The organism is Pseudaeromonas aegiceratis (genome assembly GCF_046254905.1).
Lineage (GTDB): Bacteria > Pseudomonadota > Gammaproteobacteria > Enterobacterales > Aeromonadaceae > Pseudaeromonas > Pseudaeromonas aegiceratis.
Genome location: NZ_CP158016.1, coordinates 1,191,724 through 1,205,772 on the forward strand (window position 1 = coordinate 1,191,724; position 14,049 = coordinate 1,205,772).

Consider the following 14,049-nt stretch of genomic DNA (forward strand, 5'->3'; position numbering starts at 1 on the left):
GGCTCAGCCCAGCTGCAGCGGCTGGTTGCTGCGCTGGTCCTGGCCTTGTAGCGTCACATCGGCGCGGCCCTGCAGGGCGGAGATGGTCTCGCCTGGTTCCAGTTCCACCACGCCGATGCGGATGCTCAAGGGGCGATCGCCGGCGGCGGGCGCCTGCTGCGCCAGGTGACGGTGCAGGCGCTGGGCGGTGAGTTCGGCCTGGGCCAGCTGGGTGTCCGGCAGCAACAGGCAGAATTCGCCGCCCCCCAGCCGGCAGATGAGATCGATCTTGCGCAGTGTGCTGCGCAGGGCGTAGCCCAACTGCTGGATCAGCCGATCGCCGGCCACGTGGCCGAACTGGGCGTTGAGCTCGGAGAGGTGACACAGCTTGATCAGCAGCAGGCTGAGGCCGCTGTTGTGGCGCTGCTGGCGCAGCCACTCGTACTCGGCACGCCGCTCGAAGCCGTTGCGGTTAAGCAGGCCGGTGAGGGGATCGTTCTCGGTGGCGTGGTGCAGCCGCTCCAGCAGGGCCTGGCGGCTCTTGTGCTCCGCCTCGCTCCAGTGCAGCAGGGCCCGTTGCAGCCGCGCCAGCTCGGCACAGCGGGGGGGCGATAACACCAGGGGCTCGGGGGACTGGTGATCCTGGCGGCGCTGCTGCTGGCTCAGGGCGCGCTCCACCTGACCGAGCGCCCGTTGCATCTGCCGGGCCTGGCGCCATTGCCAGGGCCACAGCAGCAGCAGCGGCAGGGCGGCCAGGGCTTGCCAGCCCGGTGCCCAGCGCCACAGGGCCAGGGCCAGCAGCAGGCAGACCAGCAGCAGCAGGCCGCTGGTCAGCAGTAACTGGTGGGTCAGGCTCAGGCGCCGAACGTTCATGCTGTTTATCTCGTACTAGGGTGTCTGCCGACCATTGTGCGGCAGGGGACTGGGGCGCGTCCATGGGGAGGGACTCAACCTATGAGCCCGGCCAAATTTAATAGGGTGACGCCGATGCTGGTGGTGATGAGGGACCCCACGGTCGTCAGGGCGATGATGTTGGCCGCCAGGGCGCTGTCGCCCCCCATGGCCCGCACCATCATGTAGCTGGCGGCGGCGGTGGGAGGGGCGCTGATGAGAAACAGCATGCCCACCTCCTGGGGACGAAAGCCCAACGCCCAGCCCCCTAGGGTGATGAGGGCCGGGATCCAGATCAGCCGGATCTGGGCGGCGTGTAGGGCGAGGCGCGCCGCCGAGCGCAACGCCTTGAGGTTCAGCGAGGCGCCGGTGCACAGCAGGGCCAAAGGCAGGGTCATGTCGGCAAAGTAGCTGCCGGTCTGCAGCAACAGATCCGGCAGCTTGATGCGGGCCAGGGAGAAGGGCAGGGCCAGCACGATGGCGATGATCAGCGGATTGGTGGCGATGCCCCTGAGTATGGGGCGGATGCCGGGCTGGCCGTTGGGCTGCAGGCTGCGGGTCAGGGTGATCACCGCCAGTATGTTGTAGAGGATGGTCACCACCCCCACATAGAGGGCCGCGGAGGCCAGCCCCTGGGCGCCATAGGCGTTGCTGACATAGGCCAGCCCCAGTATGCCCATGTTGGCCCGGTAGGCCCCCTGGACGAAGATGCCGCGCTTGGCCCGCTCGGCGATGGTGAGGCCGGCCAGCCACTCTAGCAGCAGGAAGAACAGCAGGGTGGCGCCCAGGCCATAGAGGATCACGGCGGGGCTGGCCATCTTTTCGTAATCCGTCTTCAGGATGCTGATAAACAGCAGGGCGGGCAGGGAGATCTGGAACAGCAGCTTGCTGGCGCCCTCCAAAAAGCCGTCGTTGATCATGTGCAGCCGGCGCAGCAGCACGCCGAGAAACAGCACCAGGCAGATGGGGCCTGTGACGGAGAAGCTGAAGGCGAGGCTGCCGAACAAAGTATGATCCATGGCACAGTTTCCTTGGGGTGTCCGGCCATTCTAGCCGCCTGGCGGCCCGGGGCAAGCCCCCTTCGGCCAGGCGCCGCCACGGCTGTCGCAACTGCCACAAAGACGTGATTTGGCGCGGCGGCTTTGCGACAACCGCGTTTTATCCATCTGAAATTAAATGACTTTATTTGTGGAATGCCTCTTGCTGTGCACTGGCAGGAGGTACGCTGCCATGGTCCAAGCAAGACAGGTCGTGATCAACGACACCACATTGCGCGATGGGGAACAGAGTGCCGGGGTGGCCTTTTCCCGGGACGAGAAGCTGGCCATCGCCCTGGCGCTGGAGGCGGCCGGCGTGCCTGAGCTGGAGGTGGGGATCCCCGCCATGGGTGAGGAGGAGTGCGATCGCATCGCCGCCTTGCGCCGGGTGGTGAGCCGTGCCCAGCTGATGGTCTGGTGCCGCCTGAGCCGGCAGGAGATCCGCCTGGCCGCCGGGCTCGGCGTGGAGTGGGTGGACATCTCGGTGCCGGTGTCGGCCCAGATGCTTCATCACAAGCTGGGAGTGAGTGCCGAGGCCCTGCTGGCGGAGCTGGCAGCCCGGTTGCACCAGGCCCGCCAGGCCGGGCTGCGGGTCTGCATCGGCTGCGAGGATGCCTCCCGGGCCGATGCCGAGCTGCTGGCAGGGGTGATGCGGGTGGGCCAGGCCGGCGGCGCCGAGCGGCTGCGCTATGCCGACACCCTGGGCATATTGGATCCCTTCACCACCTTCGAGCGGCTCAGCGCGCTGCGCCAGAGCTGGGAGGGTCAACTGGAGATCCACGCCCACGACGATCTGGGGCTGGCCACCGCCAACTCCTTGGCGGCGGTGCGGGCCGGCGCCAGCCACATCAACACCACAGTGCTGGGGTTGGGGGAGCGGGCCGGCAACGCGCCGCTGGAGGAGGTGGTGATGGCGCTCAAGCAGTGCCAGGGCATCGACTGCGGGGTGGCAAGTGAAGCCTTCAGCCCCCTGTGCCAGCTGGTCTCCCGGGCCGCCGGGCGGGCCATCCCCGGCCAGAAGGCCCTGGTGGGTGAGTGGGTCTTCACCCATGAGTCCGGCCTGCACGTGGACGGCCTGCTCAAGGATGCCCGCAACTACCAGGGGGTCGACCCGGCCTGGCTGGGTCGCCATCACACGCTGGTGCTGGGCAAGCACTCCGGTCAGCATGCGGTGCAGACCATCTTTGCCCAGCTGGGGGTGGCGCTGACCGGTGAGCAGATCCCCCTGCTGCTGGCGGCCATCCGCCAGTTTGCCGAGGGTAGCAAGCGCAACCCCACCGAAACCGAATTACGTCATCTGCATCGGCAGCTGTTTGGCCTGCCGATGGAACTGAGCGCCTAAGGCGATAAGGAGTCAACATGGATTGGTTTACTAGCCTGACGGGCGTGGACGAGCTGGAGTCGGCAGAAGATTTTCTCGATTTCTTCGGCGTGAGCTATGACCCGGAGCAGGTGCGCATCAACCGCCTGCACATCATGCATCAGTTCAACCAGAAGCTGCGGCGCAGCGATGATCAGCAGTGTCACTGCGAGGCGGATCGCCACCTGTTGGCCCGCACCCTGCTGGAGGAGAGCTACCGCAACTTCCACCACCAGGAGGCGCGGACTCACTCCACCCTGCAGGTCTATCAGCGGCTGGCCCCCAGCTTTGTGCCCTTCAGCGCCCTGACGGAGGTAAGCCTATGAGACCCCTGTACGATTACGGTGATGAGGTGCGGGTCGTCCGCGCCGTGCATGACGACGGCACCTTCCCCGGCCGCAACCGGGGCGATCTGCTGATCCGCCGGGGCAGCCTGGGCTGTGTGCGGGACATAGGCGTCATGCTGCAGGATCAGATCATCTATCAGGTCTTCTTCGTCGACGCCGGGATCACCGTCGGCTGCCGGGAGCAGGAGCTCATCGGTGGTGATGAGCCCTGGGTGGAGAGCCGCTTCGAGTTTGGCGAGCCGGTGCTCAGCGGCAAGACCCTGATGAGCAACGGCAAGGTGCTGGTGGAGGCCGGCAGCGAGGGCCAGGTGATGGCGGTGCGTCGGGAGCTGACGCCCCTCTCCTACGAGGTGCTGTTTCACGACCGTCTGCTGCTGGTGCCGGAGAGCGCCCTGCAGGATCCCCTGGAGGTGGTGGCATGAGTTGGCAGGCATATTCTCGTTTGAGGCTGGCTTTGGCGGAGTTCGGCGAACCCAGCTGGGCGCTGGATGACACCCAACTGGCCAGTTTGACCCCGCGGCTGGAGCGCCAGTGGGCCCTGGAGGAACGGGTGCTGGCCTATGCCAAGGGACAGGGCATCGATCTGCCGGAGCTGGATCTGGTCTGTGCCGTGGACAGCGTGCGCCAGCAGTATCAGGACACGGAGGCTTGGCAGCAGGCCATGTTGCAGGTGGGGCTGGATGAGGCCTCCTTGCGGCTGGCCTTGGCCCGGGAGCTGCTGGTGGAGCAGGTGCTGGAGCAGGTGGCGAACGAGGTGCCGCCCCTGAGCCCAGAGCAGGCCTTGGCCTATTATCAGCAGCATCCCCAACGTTTCGCCGTGCCGGAGCGGCGCAAGGTGCGCCACCTCTTGCTGGTGCTGGATGACAGCCAGGCCGGTTGCAGCAAGGCCGAGGTGATGCCGAAGATCCAGGCGTTGCGCGCCCAGATAGTGGCCTGTCCGGAGAGCTTTGGCGCCCTGGCCCTGAAGCACTCCGAGTGCCCCACCGCCCTGCACGAGGGCCTCATCGGCGTGGTGAAGCCCGGGGATCTCTACCCCGAGCTGGAGCAGGCCCTGTTTGCCCTGCCCAGTGGCGAGGTGAGCGGCGTGGTACAGAGCCCCATGGGGCTGCACCTGCTGCAGTGCCTGGAGATCCAGCCAGCCAGCGATCTGGCGCAGGAGGAGGCCTTGCCCAAGATCATCGAGTCCCACTTGAAACAGGCCCGGGCCCAGCGCCAGCGGCAATGGCTCCAGCGCCTGATGCAGGCGGAGGTCAGCACCGCCAGCTAGGGCCAGCGGGGGAGGGCAAAGACAAAAAGACCGGCTTGTGCCGGTCTTTTTGTGACTGTCCAGGGTCGGGCAATCAACTCTTGTCGTGCTCCTTGGCGAAGTCGATAAAGGCCGGCACCGAGGTGTTGACGAAGATGGACAGCAGGGCCGAGACCATCTTCTCGTTCAGGCCGCCATTGGCAAACAGGTCCGCTTCCAGGGCGATATCCCCGTCATTGTCCAGGTAGGCACGGGACAGGCGGTGCTCCTTGTTCCAGGTGTTGATGTCGTCAGCGGTCACCTTGACGCCCTGGGCGCCAAAATAGATCTGCAGGTCCCCGTCGTCGTACAGGTAGAGGCTGAAGAGGTGGCCGTCGGACTTGAAGGTGACCTTGTTGTCGCCCTTGGTGGTGACGGAGCTGTAGCCCTCGGCCTTGACGATTTGCGCCAGTTCACTCAGGGAATAGCGGGTCACTAGGCCCTGGTTGGCGGCCTGCTTCAGCACCTTGACGGCCTGATCGATCTCCGCCTGGCTGGGGGCGGCCTGTACCGACAGGGCCGGGGTGGCCAGACTCAGGGCCAGGCACAGGGGCAGGAGTGTCTTTTTCATGAAAAATCCTCGCGTTGTCGTTATATCCAGCCATGTCAGGGTAAAAGACATGGTCGGGGTATGCTACCCGGTTTGGCGGCGGCGGGTCGTGACAGGAACAAAAAAAGACGCCGTTTGGCGTCTTTTTATGCGGTTTTTCGATTAAATCAGTTGCGGTTTGATGGCGGCGACCCAGGTGGCCACCCGCTCGGCGGTCAGCTCGGGCTGGTTGTCCTGATCCAGCACCAGGCCGACGAAGTCATCGCCCTCCAGGGCGTTGGAGCTGTTGAACTCGTAGCCGTTGCTGGACCAGCTGCCCACCACGCTGGCGCCGGCGTCGCTGACGATGTCAAACAGCTCACCCAGGGCATCCACGAAGGCGTCCGGGTAACCTTGTTGATCCCCCAGACCAAACAGGGCCACCGTCTTGCCGGACAGGTCGGCACCTTCGAGCTCAGGTACGAATTCGGCCCAGGACTCGGCCTGGCATTCGCAATCCAGGCCCGGCAGCTGACCATCCCCCAGGGTCGGGGTGCCCAGTACCAATGCATCATACTCGAGCAGATCCTGAATGCTGGCCTTGTTGATGTTGACCGGGGCGGCCACGGCATCGCTGCCAAAGGCCTCATGAATCATCTTGGCGACCTTGCGGGTTTTTCCGGTATCACTTCCAAAAAAGATGCCTACTTTGGCCATGGTGCCTCTCCTTGCAAATAACGGGTTTATGCCAGGGAATGCAGAATGGGTGCCGACCCGACAATGATTTTTATCATTATGATTTTTAAGTGTTTTAATTTTGGTGTCGGCGGCAGTGCTTGTGGGCTTGCCGACAATTGGCCGGGATTTGTCGCATCCGGCGGGGAGCCGACGGGGGCCCACTGGCGCCCATGCCGGCTAAAACGCTTGCTCAAACCTTTTCCCGGCGCTGTAAAACGCTTGACCGGTTGACGCAGTTTTCCGACCATTGTCCGGCTTGTGCCTGTTTTCGAGGTGCGGCTACGGAATCTAACAACGAACGATAGACAACGATAAAAGGGTATCAATGTGAAGACACTGTTCAAGATGGCCGCCGTGGCCTCCTTTACGCTGGCTGCACTCTCGGTGCAGGCCGCCTCCGCCGGTCCGGCTGTGGTATACGACTCCGCCGGCAAGTTCGACAAGTCCTTCAACGAAGCCGTGTTCCGCACCGGCGTTGAGGTCTACAACAAGGATAAGGGTGTCACCGTCAAGGAATTCGAACCGCAGAACGAGGCCCAGCGTGAACAGGGTCTGCGCCGTCTGGCCAGCCGCGGCTACGGCCCCATCGTGGCGGTGGGCTTCAACTTCGCCTCCGCGGTGGAGAAGGTGGCCACTGAGTTCCCGGACAGCCAGTTCACCATCATCGACATGGTGGTGGACAAGCCCAACGTCCAGTCCATCGTGTTCAAGGAACAGGAAGGGTCCTTCCTGGTGGGCGCCCTGGCGGCCATGAAGTCCCAGACCGGCAAGGTGGGCTTCGTGGGCGGCATGGATATCCCGCTGATCCGCAAGTTCGAGTGCGGCTACGAGCAGGGTGCCAAGTACATCAATCCCAAGATTGACGTGCTGCAGAACATGACCGGCTCCACCCCCGCCGCCTTCGCCGACCCGGCCAAGGGTGCCGAGCTGGCCAAGTCCCAGTTCTCCGAAGGGGTGGATGTGGTGTATGCCGCCGCCGGGGGCACCGGCATCGGTGTCTATCAGGCCGCCAAGGATGAAGGCAAGCTGGCCATCGGGGTGGACTCCAACCAGAACTACCTGCAGCCGGGCACCATGCTGACCTCCATGGTCAAGGGGGTGGGTCCTGCCGCCTACAAGACCTGGGACGACGCCGCCAAGGGGACCTGGAAGCCGGGCATCCAGGCGATGGGGCTGGCCGAGGGTGGCGTGGATTGGGCGCTGGATCAATACAACCAGGCCCTGATCACCGACGAGATGAAGGCCAAGGTGGAGGCCATCAAGGCCGACATCGTTGCCGGCAAGATCCAGGTGCACGACTACATGTCCGACAACAGCTGCCACTACTAAGCTGACTTTGACGGCAGCCTAACCGGCTGGAAACAAGATGCGTGGTCAGCCCACCGGCAGGTGGGTTGGCCCCTTTGCGTTTGGGCCGGTTCGACGTCTTATCGCCCTTCTTTGACTGTTAGGAAAACCATAGTGGAGCAAGTTGACGCTTACGCCATCGAGCTGCAGGGGATCGACAAGCGCTTCGGCGAAGTCCATGCCAACCGGCATATCGATCTGCAGGTTCGCCAGGGCAGCATACACGGCATCGTCGGTGAAAACGGCGCGGGCAAGTCCACCCTGATGAGCATCATCTACGGCTTCTACCATGCCGATGCCGGCCAGATGCGGGTGTTCGGCCAGCCCTTCAACCCCCATAACTCCCAGGCGGCCATCGCCGCCGGCATCGGCATGGTGCACCAGCACTTCATGCTGGTGAACAACTTCACCGTGCTGGAAAACGTGGTGCTGGGGGCCGAGGGCCACTGGGCCATGGGGGTGAGCTTGGGGCGCGCCCGCAAGGCATTGGAGCGCCTGGCCCAAGACTACGGCCTCGAGGTGCCGCTGGATGCCAAGATTGAGGATCTGCCGGTGGGCCTGCAGCAGCGGGTGGAGATCCTGAAGGCCCTGTACCGGGGGGCCCGCATCCTGATCCTGGATGAACCCACCGGGGTGCTGACGCCTCAGGAGGCGGATCACCTGTTTGCCATTCTGGGCAAGCTCAAGGCCCAGGGCACCACCGTCATCCTCATCACCCACAAGCTGCGGGAGATCCTGGCCATCACGGACCGGGTCTCCGTCATGCGCCGTGGCGAGATGGTGGCCCATGTGGCCACCTGCGACACCGACAAGGAGCAGTTGGCGGAGTTGATGGTGGGCCGCAAGGTGCGCCTCAAGGTGGACAAGGCCGCGGCCCAGCCCGGGGCACCGCTGCTGCAGGTGCAGGGGCTCGGCTACCGGGATGGTAACGGCGTCCAGCGGGTCAATGCGGTGAGCTTTGAGGTGCGCGCCGGGGAAGTGGTGGGCATCGCCGGGGTGTCAGGCAACGGCCAGTCCGAGCTGCTCAGCCTGCTGGGCGGCATACTGGCCCCCTCCGAGGGACAGTTCCAGATAGGTGCCCACAGGGTGAGTGCCGAGGCGCCTGCCGATCCGCGCCAGGTGCGGCACTACGGCCTGGGCCATGTGCCGGAAGACAGGCACAAGATGGGCCTCATCAACCGCTTCGAGGCCCAGGAGGCCTTCATCCTCGGCTATCACCAGCTGCCGGCCTACAACCAGGGGCTGCTGCAGGACAAGGCCGCCATCCTCGCCGACTGTCAGGCCAAGATGGACAAGTGGGACGTGCGCCCGCCGCTGCCCAAGGCCAAGACCGCCAACTTCTCCGGTGGCAACCAGCAGAAGCTGGTGATCGCCCGGGAGGTGGAGCAGGACCCGGATGTGCTGCTCATCGGACAACCGACCCGGGGCGTGGATATCGGCGCCATCGAGTACATTCACCAGCAGGTGATCGCCATGCGCGACAAGGGCAAGGCGGTGCTGCTGGTGTCGGTGGAACTCGAAGAGATCTTGGCGCTGGCCGATCGCATCCTGGTGATGGTGGATGGCGCCATCGTCGGCGAGGTGGCCATCCAGGATGCCGATGAGCGGACCCTGGGCCTGATGATGGCCAATATCATGCCCGACCATCTGCAAGCGGCCGGGCCGGAGAGTCAAGCATGAGTCAACAACGTATTCCCACCTGGCTGACGGTGGGTCTGGTGCCGGCCATCAATATCCTGATGGCCTTTGCGGTGTCCGCCCTGCTGTTTGTCTACATCGACATCAACCCGCTGGAGGCGGCCCAGGTGATGTGGGAGGGGGCCTTTACCAATGCCGAAGGGCTGGGCTTCACCCTCTACTACGCCACCGGCTTCATCTTCACTGGGCTGGCGGTCTCCCTGGCCTTTCACGCCGGCCTGTTCAACATCGGCGGTGAGGGCCAGGCCTACATCGGTGGCCTGGGGCTCGGGCTGGTCTGCCTCTGGTTGGGGGATGTGCTGCCGTTTTGGGTTCTGTTGCCCTTGGGGATCCTGGTCAGCGGCCTGTTTGGTGCGGCCTGGGCCTATGTGCCGGCCTACCTGCAGGCCAAGCGGGGCAGCCACATCGTCATCACCACCATCATGTTCAACTTCATCGCCTCGGCGCTGATGGCCTACCTGCTGGTGAACGTGCTGAAGCCCGAAGGCACCATGGCCACCGAGAGCCGCATCTTCGCCGAGGCAGCCTGGCTGCCCAAGATCCACGAGCTGCTGGGGGACATGGGGGTGCAGGTGGCGGCCAGCCCCCTCAACATCAGCCTGTTCTGGGCGCTCATCTGTTGCCTGCTGTTCTGGCTGTTTGTCTGGCATACCCGTTGGGGTTACGAGCTGCGCGCCGTGGGGGCCAATCTGTCGGCCGCCGCCTATGCCGGCATTCCCTATCCCAAGGTGGTGATCTCCACCATGCTGTTGTCGGGCATGCTGGCGGGCTTCTTTGCCCTCAACGTGCTGCAGGGGGAGCTGCACCAGATCAAGCTCAATTTCGTCGAAGGATTCGGCTTCACCGGCATCGCCGTGGCCCTGATGGGGCGCAACCATCCCCTTGGCGTCATCCTGGCCAGCGTGCTGTTCGGTTTCCTCTATCAGGGTGGAGCTGAGCTGAGCTTCGAGTACGGTATTGACCGCAACATAGTGGTGGTACTGCAGGGCCTGGTGATCCTGTTCTGTGGCGCCCTGGAACACCTGTTCCGGCCCCGGCTGGAGTCGGTTTATCTGCGGCTGACCCGCAAGGAGGCCAACTGATGTACGAGACCATCATTCTGCTGCTGGATGCCACCATCCGCACCTCCACACCACTCATCTTTGCCGCCCTGGCGGGCATGTTCAGTGAGCGGGCCGGGGTGGTGAACATCGCCCTAGAGGGCAAGCTGCTGGTGTCCGCCTTTGCCAGCGCCGCCGTGGCGGCCGTCACCGGCTCCGCCTGGCTGGGCTTGCTGGCCGGGGTGGGGGTCGCCGTGTTGTTCGCCCTGTTGCACGGCTTTGCCACCATCACTCACCGAGGGGATCAGGTGGTCAGCGGCATGGCCATCAACGTGCTGGCCACCGGCCTGACCGTGACCCTGGGCCGCCACTGGTTCCAGCAGGGGGGCCAGACGCCGGCGCTCTCCGGCGATGCCCGCTTCGCCCCCATCACCTTTCCCTACGAGCATGCCCTGCGGGATGTGCCCCTGGTGGGGGATCTCTACTCCGAGCTCTTGAGTGGTCACTCCCTGCTGGAATACCTGGCCCTGGCCGCCGTGCCCCTGGTGTGGTGGCTGCTGTTTCGCACCCGCTTCGGCCTGCGGTTGCGGGCGGTGGGGGAGGCGCCGGCGGCGGTGGATACCGCGGGCATCTCCGTGGTGTGGCTGCGCTATCGGGCACTGATCCTCTGCGGCGTGCTGGCCGGTCTGGGTGGCACCTATCTGTCGGTGGCCCAGACGGCCCAGTTCATTCCCAACATGAGTGCCGGTAAGGGCTACATGGCCCTGGCCGCCCTGGTGTTCGGCAAGTGGCGTCCCTGGCCGGCTCTGGGGGCCTGCGTGCTGTTCGGCTTCCTGGATGCCGCGGCCATTCGTCTGCAGGGGCTGGCGTTGTGGGGCTTTGCCATTCCGGTGCAGCTTATCGAGTCCTTACCCTATCTGTTGACCGTGTTCCTGCTGGCCGGCTTTATCGGCAAGGCCATCGCCCCCAAGGCGTTGGGCACGGCCTACGTCAAGGAGCGGGAATAGCCCACCTGTCAGAGCTGACGGTGGGCGAGGGTGCCCGTCTGACTTATGCTTGACGGGCTTTTCAACTCCTTCCCTATGGCGGCTTCGGCCGCCTTTTTTTGTCGCTAGCCTGTCGGCCGTTACCGGGCAGGACAAGCCAATCGGCGAACCCTTTCCTGCTTACCGCTTACCGCTTACCGCTTACCGCTTACCGCTTACCGCTTACCGCTTACCGCTTACCGCCTCCTGAGCCCGGCTCACTGCTGACAGCCCAGGCGCTTGAGCAGCATGGCCGCCGGACAGAAGCCGGTGAAGGCACTCTGGATCAGATTGAGACCGACAAACACCGTCAGCCAGACGAAGGCCGGATGCACCCACCAGGTCAACACCACGGAGAGCAGCACCATGCTGCCGGCCACCACCCGCACACCATTATCTACCGTCATGATTAGGCTCCTTGCTCAATTAGATATTGCTAATTTAGTTAAAAACCATAAAATGGACCCATCAAATTTTATATACCACTGGCTGGTCTGTTCGCCTCCCTGGGCGGCAACCACCACCACGAGGCTTGAAACACCATGACCATAGTGAATTTTACACCCTGGACGGCGGTGCTGGGGGGGAGTCTTTTGGGCTTCTCCGCCTTGGCCCTGCTGTTGATCTCCGGTCGTATTGCCGGCATTAGCGGTATCCTGGCCGGTTTCCTCGGCGCCAAGGCGGGTGACTGGCTGTGGCGCGCCCTGTTTATCGCCGGCCTGATGCTGGGGGCCGGGTTGGCCTTCGGCCTTGGCTGGGTCGATGTCCCCAACCTGAGTGCGCCGACCCCGCTGTTGCTGCTGGCCGGTCTGCTGGTGGGCATGGGGGCCAAGCTGGGCAATGGTTGCACCAGCGGCCACGGCATCTGCGGCATGGGCCGGCTTTCCCGTCGCTCCATCGTGGCCACCCTGACCTTCATGGCCACGGGCTTCATCACCGTCTTCGTTCTGCGTCATCTGCTGTGAGGATCATCGTCATGCGTTGGATTGCTCTGTTGTGTGGCACCCTGTTCGGTCTGGGGCTGGCCCTCTCCGGTATGTTGAACCCTGCCAAGGTTCAGGGTTTCCTGGATATCAGCGGCCAGTGGGATCCCAGCCTGGCCCTGGTGATGGGCTCGGCGTTGGCCGTCTTCATGCCCGGTTATTTCTGGCTGGTGAAACCGCGGAAGAAGAGCCTGGATGGCTCCACCTTCCATCTGAGCAGCAAGCAGCAGCTGGAGCCCAGCCTGCTGCTGGGGGCCGGGCTGTTCGGCATCGGCTGGGGCCTGGTGGGGGTCTGCCCCGGGCCGGCGGTGGCCATGCTGGTGAGCGGTCAGGTCAGCGTGGTCTGGTTCGTGGTGGCCTTGCTGCTGGGGATCAAGCTGGTGTGCCTGTGGCAGGATCGGCAGCAGCGTCAGGGGCTGGCCCAGGGGGCCTGAACCGCATCGCGGTAACACAGCAAGGGGGCCTTATGGCCCCCTTTTTGGTGTTCAACTTTCTGCGTCGATGCGCCTGAGTCCTAGGCGTTCAGGATCTTGCGGATCTCCTGAATGGAGAGCTTGTAGTGACGCGGACAGGCCTGCCAGGTCACCAGCATGCGCTGATACTTCTCCTGCATCGCCAGCTCGGCATCCAGTGCCTTGCCGCACTTGTCCAGTTCGGCAAACTTGCCTTCCCCGTCCAGCAGGAAACAGACGTAATCCGCCAGTTCTTTCTCATGGCCGCGGGAGTAGCCAATATACTCCAGCCGATTGGTGGCAATCTCTTGCGCTTCGGCGGCAGGAAGGTTTTCATAAGAGACCTTCAATGCGTGGTACATCTCCAGGGTGTTGTGGACCTCACGGCAGGTCTCTTCGGTCAGGTGGCCGAAGGACTTTTCCAACTCCAGCAGCTCCAGGCAGTAACCCCGTTCTATGATGGTTTGGCAGCGACGATAGTGTTCGGCGCGATCTGGATGCATGCCGATGAGAATTTCATACTGATTGCTGAGGATGAGGCGCTGGGCATGATTCATGTTCATGGGACTGTCCTATTGAGTAATAAAACGGCGGCGCCGCCGGGGCCAACTAAAGATGTCTTCATTGTGCGGGTTATTGGCGGCATGGCAATGGCTTTATGGCCAGGGCTTGGCGGCGGTCACGTCGTGGAAAAATAACCGTGTAAGCCGTGGGAGGCCTGTTGTTTTGCCGACGGCTGCATTAGCATGGCAGCACTTTTTTGGGAGTGTGGCATGAGCATGTCGCGGATGATGAAAGTGGCCATGGTGGCCCTGGTGTTGGCCTTGTCCGGATACTATCTGGCGGTGCTGTATCTGGCCGCTCATCCCAAGGTGAGTCTGGCCTATCGCTACTACTATTTAGAACTGAAGACCCGCTTCTGGTCGCGTTATCAGACCCTGGCCTATGTTCCCGGTACCCCCCTGGATCTGGTGGTGGAGCGGGCGCCCTACCTGACCCGGGATGGCTGGGACCTGCCGGACGAGACCGGCAAGGGTTCCCCCTTAAATGGCCCAGGTGGCCTCTATTTCATCCTGCATCGGGTCGATGGGCCGCTGCGCCTGGCGGGAACCCTGACGGTGCCGGTGGCCGGCTGTACCCTGACGGTCGGGCAGGGAGACTGGCAGCAGACCATCAAGTTTGACGCCGCGGGGCCCAATACCTTTGCCGTGACCGTGCCGGCCGAGGGGCTGGTGGCGGATCCGGAACAACCCAACCTGGTGACCCTGACTCCCTGTGAGCCACTGTTTTTCCAATCTTTGATCATGACCAACCTTGAGTAGGCCCTGCCTTGGAGCG

General features: G+C 63.7%; 17 protein-coding genes. 11 read left to right on the plus strand and 6 right to left on the minus strand.

Translation table 11 applies throughout. From position 1 onward, the window contains the following. Positions 1-3 precede the first annotated feature (3 nt). A complete protein-coding gene (locus ABHF91_RS05675) occupies positions 4-852 on the minus strand; it encodes a GGDEF domain-containing protein (RefSeq protein WP_409422496.1) in 849 nt (282 codons plus the stop codon). Positions 853-926: 74 nt separating this feature from the next. Beyond that, positions 927-1,889, minus strand: a complete 963-nt coding sequence (locus tag ABHF91_RS05680; protein WP_409422497.1) for an AEC family transporter — start codon at positions 1,887-1,889, stop codon at positions 927-929. A 211-nt stretch (positions 1,890-2,100) separates the two neighbouring features. On the opposite strand from ABHF91_RS05680, the gene nifV reads away from it, so the two are divergent. From nifV to nifM, 4 genes are read left to right on the plus strand one after another with little or no spacing between them, the layout of a single operon-like run. Further along, entirely contained in the window at positions 2,101-3,249 is a 1,149-nt protein-coding gene (gene nifV, locus ABHF91_RS05685; protein WP_409422498.1) for a homocitrate synthase, read from the plus strand. 17 nt (positions 3,250-3,266) lie between these two features. Continuing rightward, a complete protein-coding gene (nifW, locus tag ABHF91_RS05690) occupies positions 3,267-3,593 on the plus strand; it encodes a nitrogenase-stabilizing/protective protein NifW (RefSeq protein ID WP_409422499.1) in 327 nt (108 codons plus the stop codon). Next, complete coding sequence (locus ABHF91_RS05695) at positions 3,590-4,036, plus strand: nitrogen fixation protein NifZ (protein WP_409422500.1); 447 nt, start codon at positions 3,590-3,592, stop codon at positions 4,034-4,036. Before nifW ends, ABHF91_RS05695 begins: the two co-directional genes overlap by 4 nt. After that, the gene (gene nifM / locus ABHF91_RS05700; RefSeq protein ID WP_409422501.1) at positions 4,033-4,881 is read left to right on the plus strand and encodes a nitrogen fixation protein NifM; all 849 of its coding nucleotides are present in this window, start codon (positions 4,033-4,035) and stop codon (positions 4,879-4,881) included. The genes ABHF91_RS05695 and nifM overlap by 4 nt, the downstream gene beginning before the upstream one ends. Positions 4,882-4,954: 73 nt before the next feature. Here the strand turns inward: nifM and ABHF91_RS05705 are convergent, their stop codons facing one another. Both ABHF91_RS05705 and ABHF91_RS05710 read right to left on the minus strand, forming a co-directional pair. Further along, entirely contained in the window at positions 4,955-5,470 is a 516-nt protein-coding gene (locus ABHF91_RS05705; protein WP_409422502.1) for a YbjN domain-containing protein, read from the minus strand. 141 nt (positions 5,471-5,611) lie between these two features. Continuing rightward, positions 5,612-6,145, minus strand: coding sequence for a flavodoxin (locus ABHF91_RS05710; protein ID WP_409422503.1), 534 nt, complete (start codon positions 6,143-6,145; stop codon positions 5,612-5,614). Between the two features lie 366 nt (positions 6,146-6,511). Here ABHF91_RS05710 and ABHF91_RS05715 point away from each other — a divergent pair, with 366 nt between their 5' ends. The 4 genes from ABHF91_RS05715 (at position 6,512) to ABHF91_RS05730 (ending at position 11,258) form a co-directional block, all read left to right on the plus strand. Continuing rightward, positions 6,512-7,495 (plus strand): BMP family protein, encoded by a 984-nt coding sequence (locus ABHF91_RS05715; RefSeq protein WP_409423085.1) that lies wholly within the window; start codon positions 6,512-6,514, stop codon positions 7,493-7,495. A gap of 132 nt (positions 7,496-7,627) precedes the next feature. Beyond that, entirely contained in the window at positions 7,628-9,193 is a 1,566-nt protein-coding gene (locus ABHF91_RS05720) for an ABC transporter ATP-binding protein (RefSeq protein ID WP_409422504.1), read from the plus strand. Continuing rightward, positions 9,190-10,293 carry an ABC transporter permease gene (locus tag ABHF91_RS05725; RefSeq protein WP_409422505.1) on the plus strand — a complete coding sequence of 368 codons (1,104 nt, stop codon included), beginning with the start codon at positions 9,190-9,192 and terminating at the stop codon, positions 10,291-10,293. The genes ABHF91_RS05720 and ABHF91_RS05725 overlap by 4 nt, the downstream gene beginning before the upstream one ends. Continuing rightward, positions 10,293-11,258 (plus strand): ABC transporter permease, encoded by a 966-nt coding sequence (locus ABHF91_RS05730; RefSeq protein WP_409422506.1) that lies wholly within the window; start codon positions 10,293-10,295, stop codon positions 11,256-11,258. Before ABHF91_RS05725 ends, ABHF91_RS05730 begins: the two co-directional genes overlap by 1 nt. A 236-nt stretch (positions 11,259-11,494) precedes the next feature. Here ABHF91_RS05730 and ABHF91_RS05735 read toward each other — a convergent pair whose 3' ends face one another. Beyond that, positions 11,495-11,683 carry a DUF2892 domain-containing protein gene (locus ABHF91_RS05735; protein ID WP_409422507.1) on the minus strand — a complete coding sequence of 63 codons (189 nt, stop codon included), beginning with the start codon at positions 11,681-11,683 and terminating at the stop codon, positions 11,495-11,497. Positions 11,684-11,818: 135 nt separating this feature from the next. Here ABHF91_RS05735 and ABHF91_RS05740 point away from each other — a divergent pair, with 135 nt between their 5' ends. After that, a complete protein-coding gene (locus ABHF91_RS05740) occupies positions 11,819-12,241 on the plus strand; it encodes a YeeE/YedE family protein (RefSeq protein ID WP_409422508.1) in 423 nt (140 codons plus the stop codon). 11 nt (positions 12,242-12,252) lie between these two features. After that, positions 12,253-12,693 (plus strand): DUF6691 family protein, encoded by a 441-nt coding sequence (locus ABHF91_RS05745; RefSeq protein ID WP_409422509.1) that lies wholly within the window; start codon positions 12,253-12,255, stop codon positions 12,691-12,693. 80 nt (positions 12,694-12,773) lie between these two features. Here ABHF91_RS05745 and ABHF91_RS05750 read toward each other — a convergent pair whose 3' ends face one another. Further along, complete coding sequence (locus ABHF91_RS05750) at positions 12,774-13,274, minus strand: YfbU family protein (RefSeq protein ID WP_409422510.1); 501 nt, start codon at positions 13,272-13,274, stop codon at positions 12,774-12,776. 210 nt (positions 13,275-13,484) lie between these two features. Here ABHF91_RS05750 and ABHF91_RS05755 point away from each other — a divergent pair, with 210 nt between their 5' ends. Next, the gene (locus ABHF91_RS05755) at positions 13,485-14,033 is read left to right on the plus strand and encodes a hypothetical protein (protein WP_409422511.1); all 549 of its coding nucleotides are present in this window, start codon (positions 13,485-13,487) and stop codon (positions 14,031-14,033) included. The last annotated feature ends 16 nt before the right edge of the window (positions 14,034-14,049 follow it).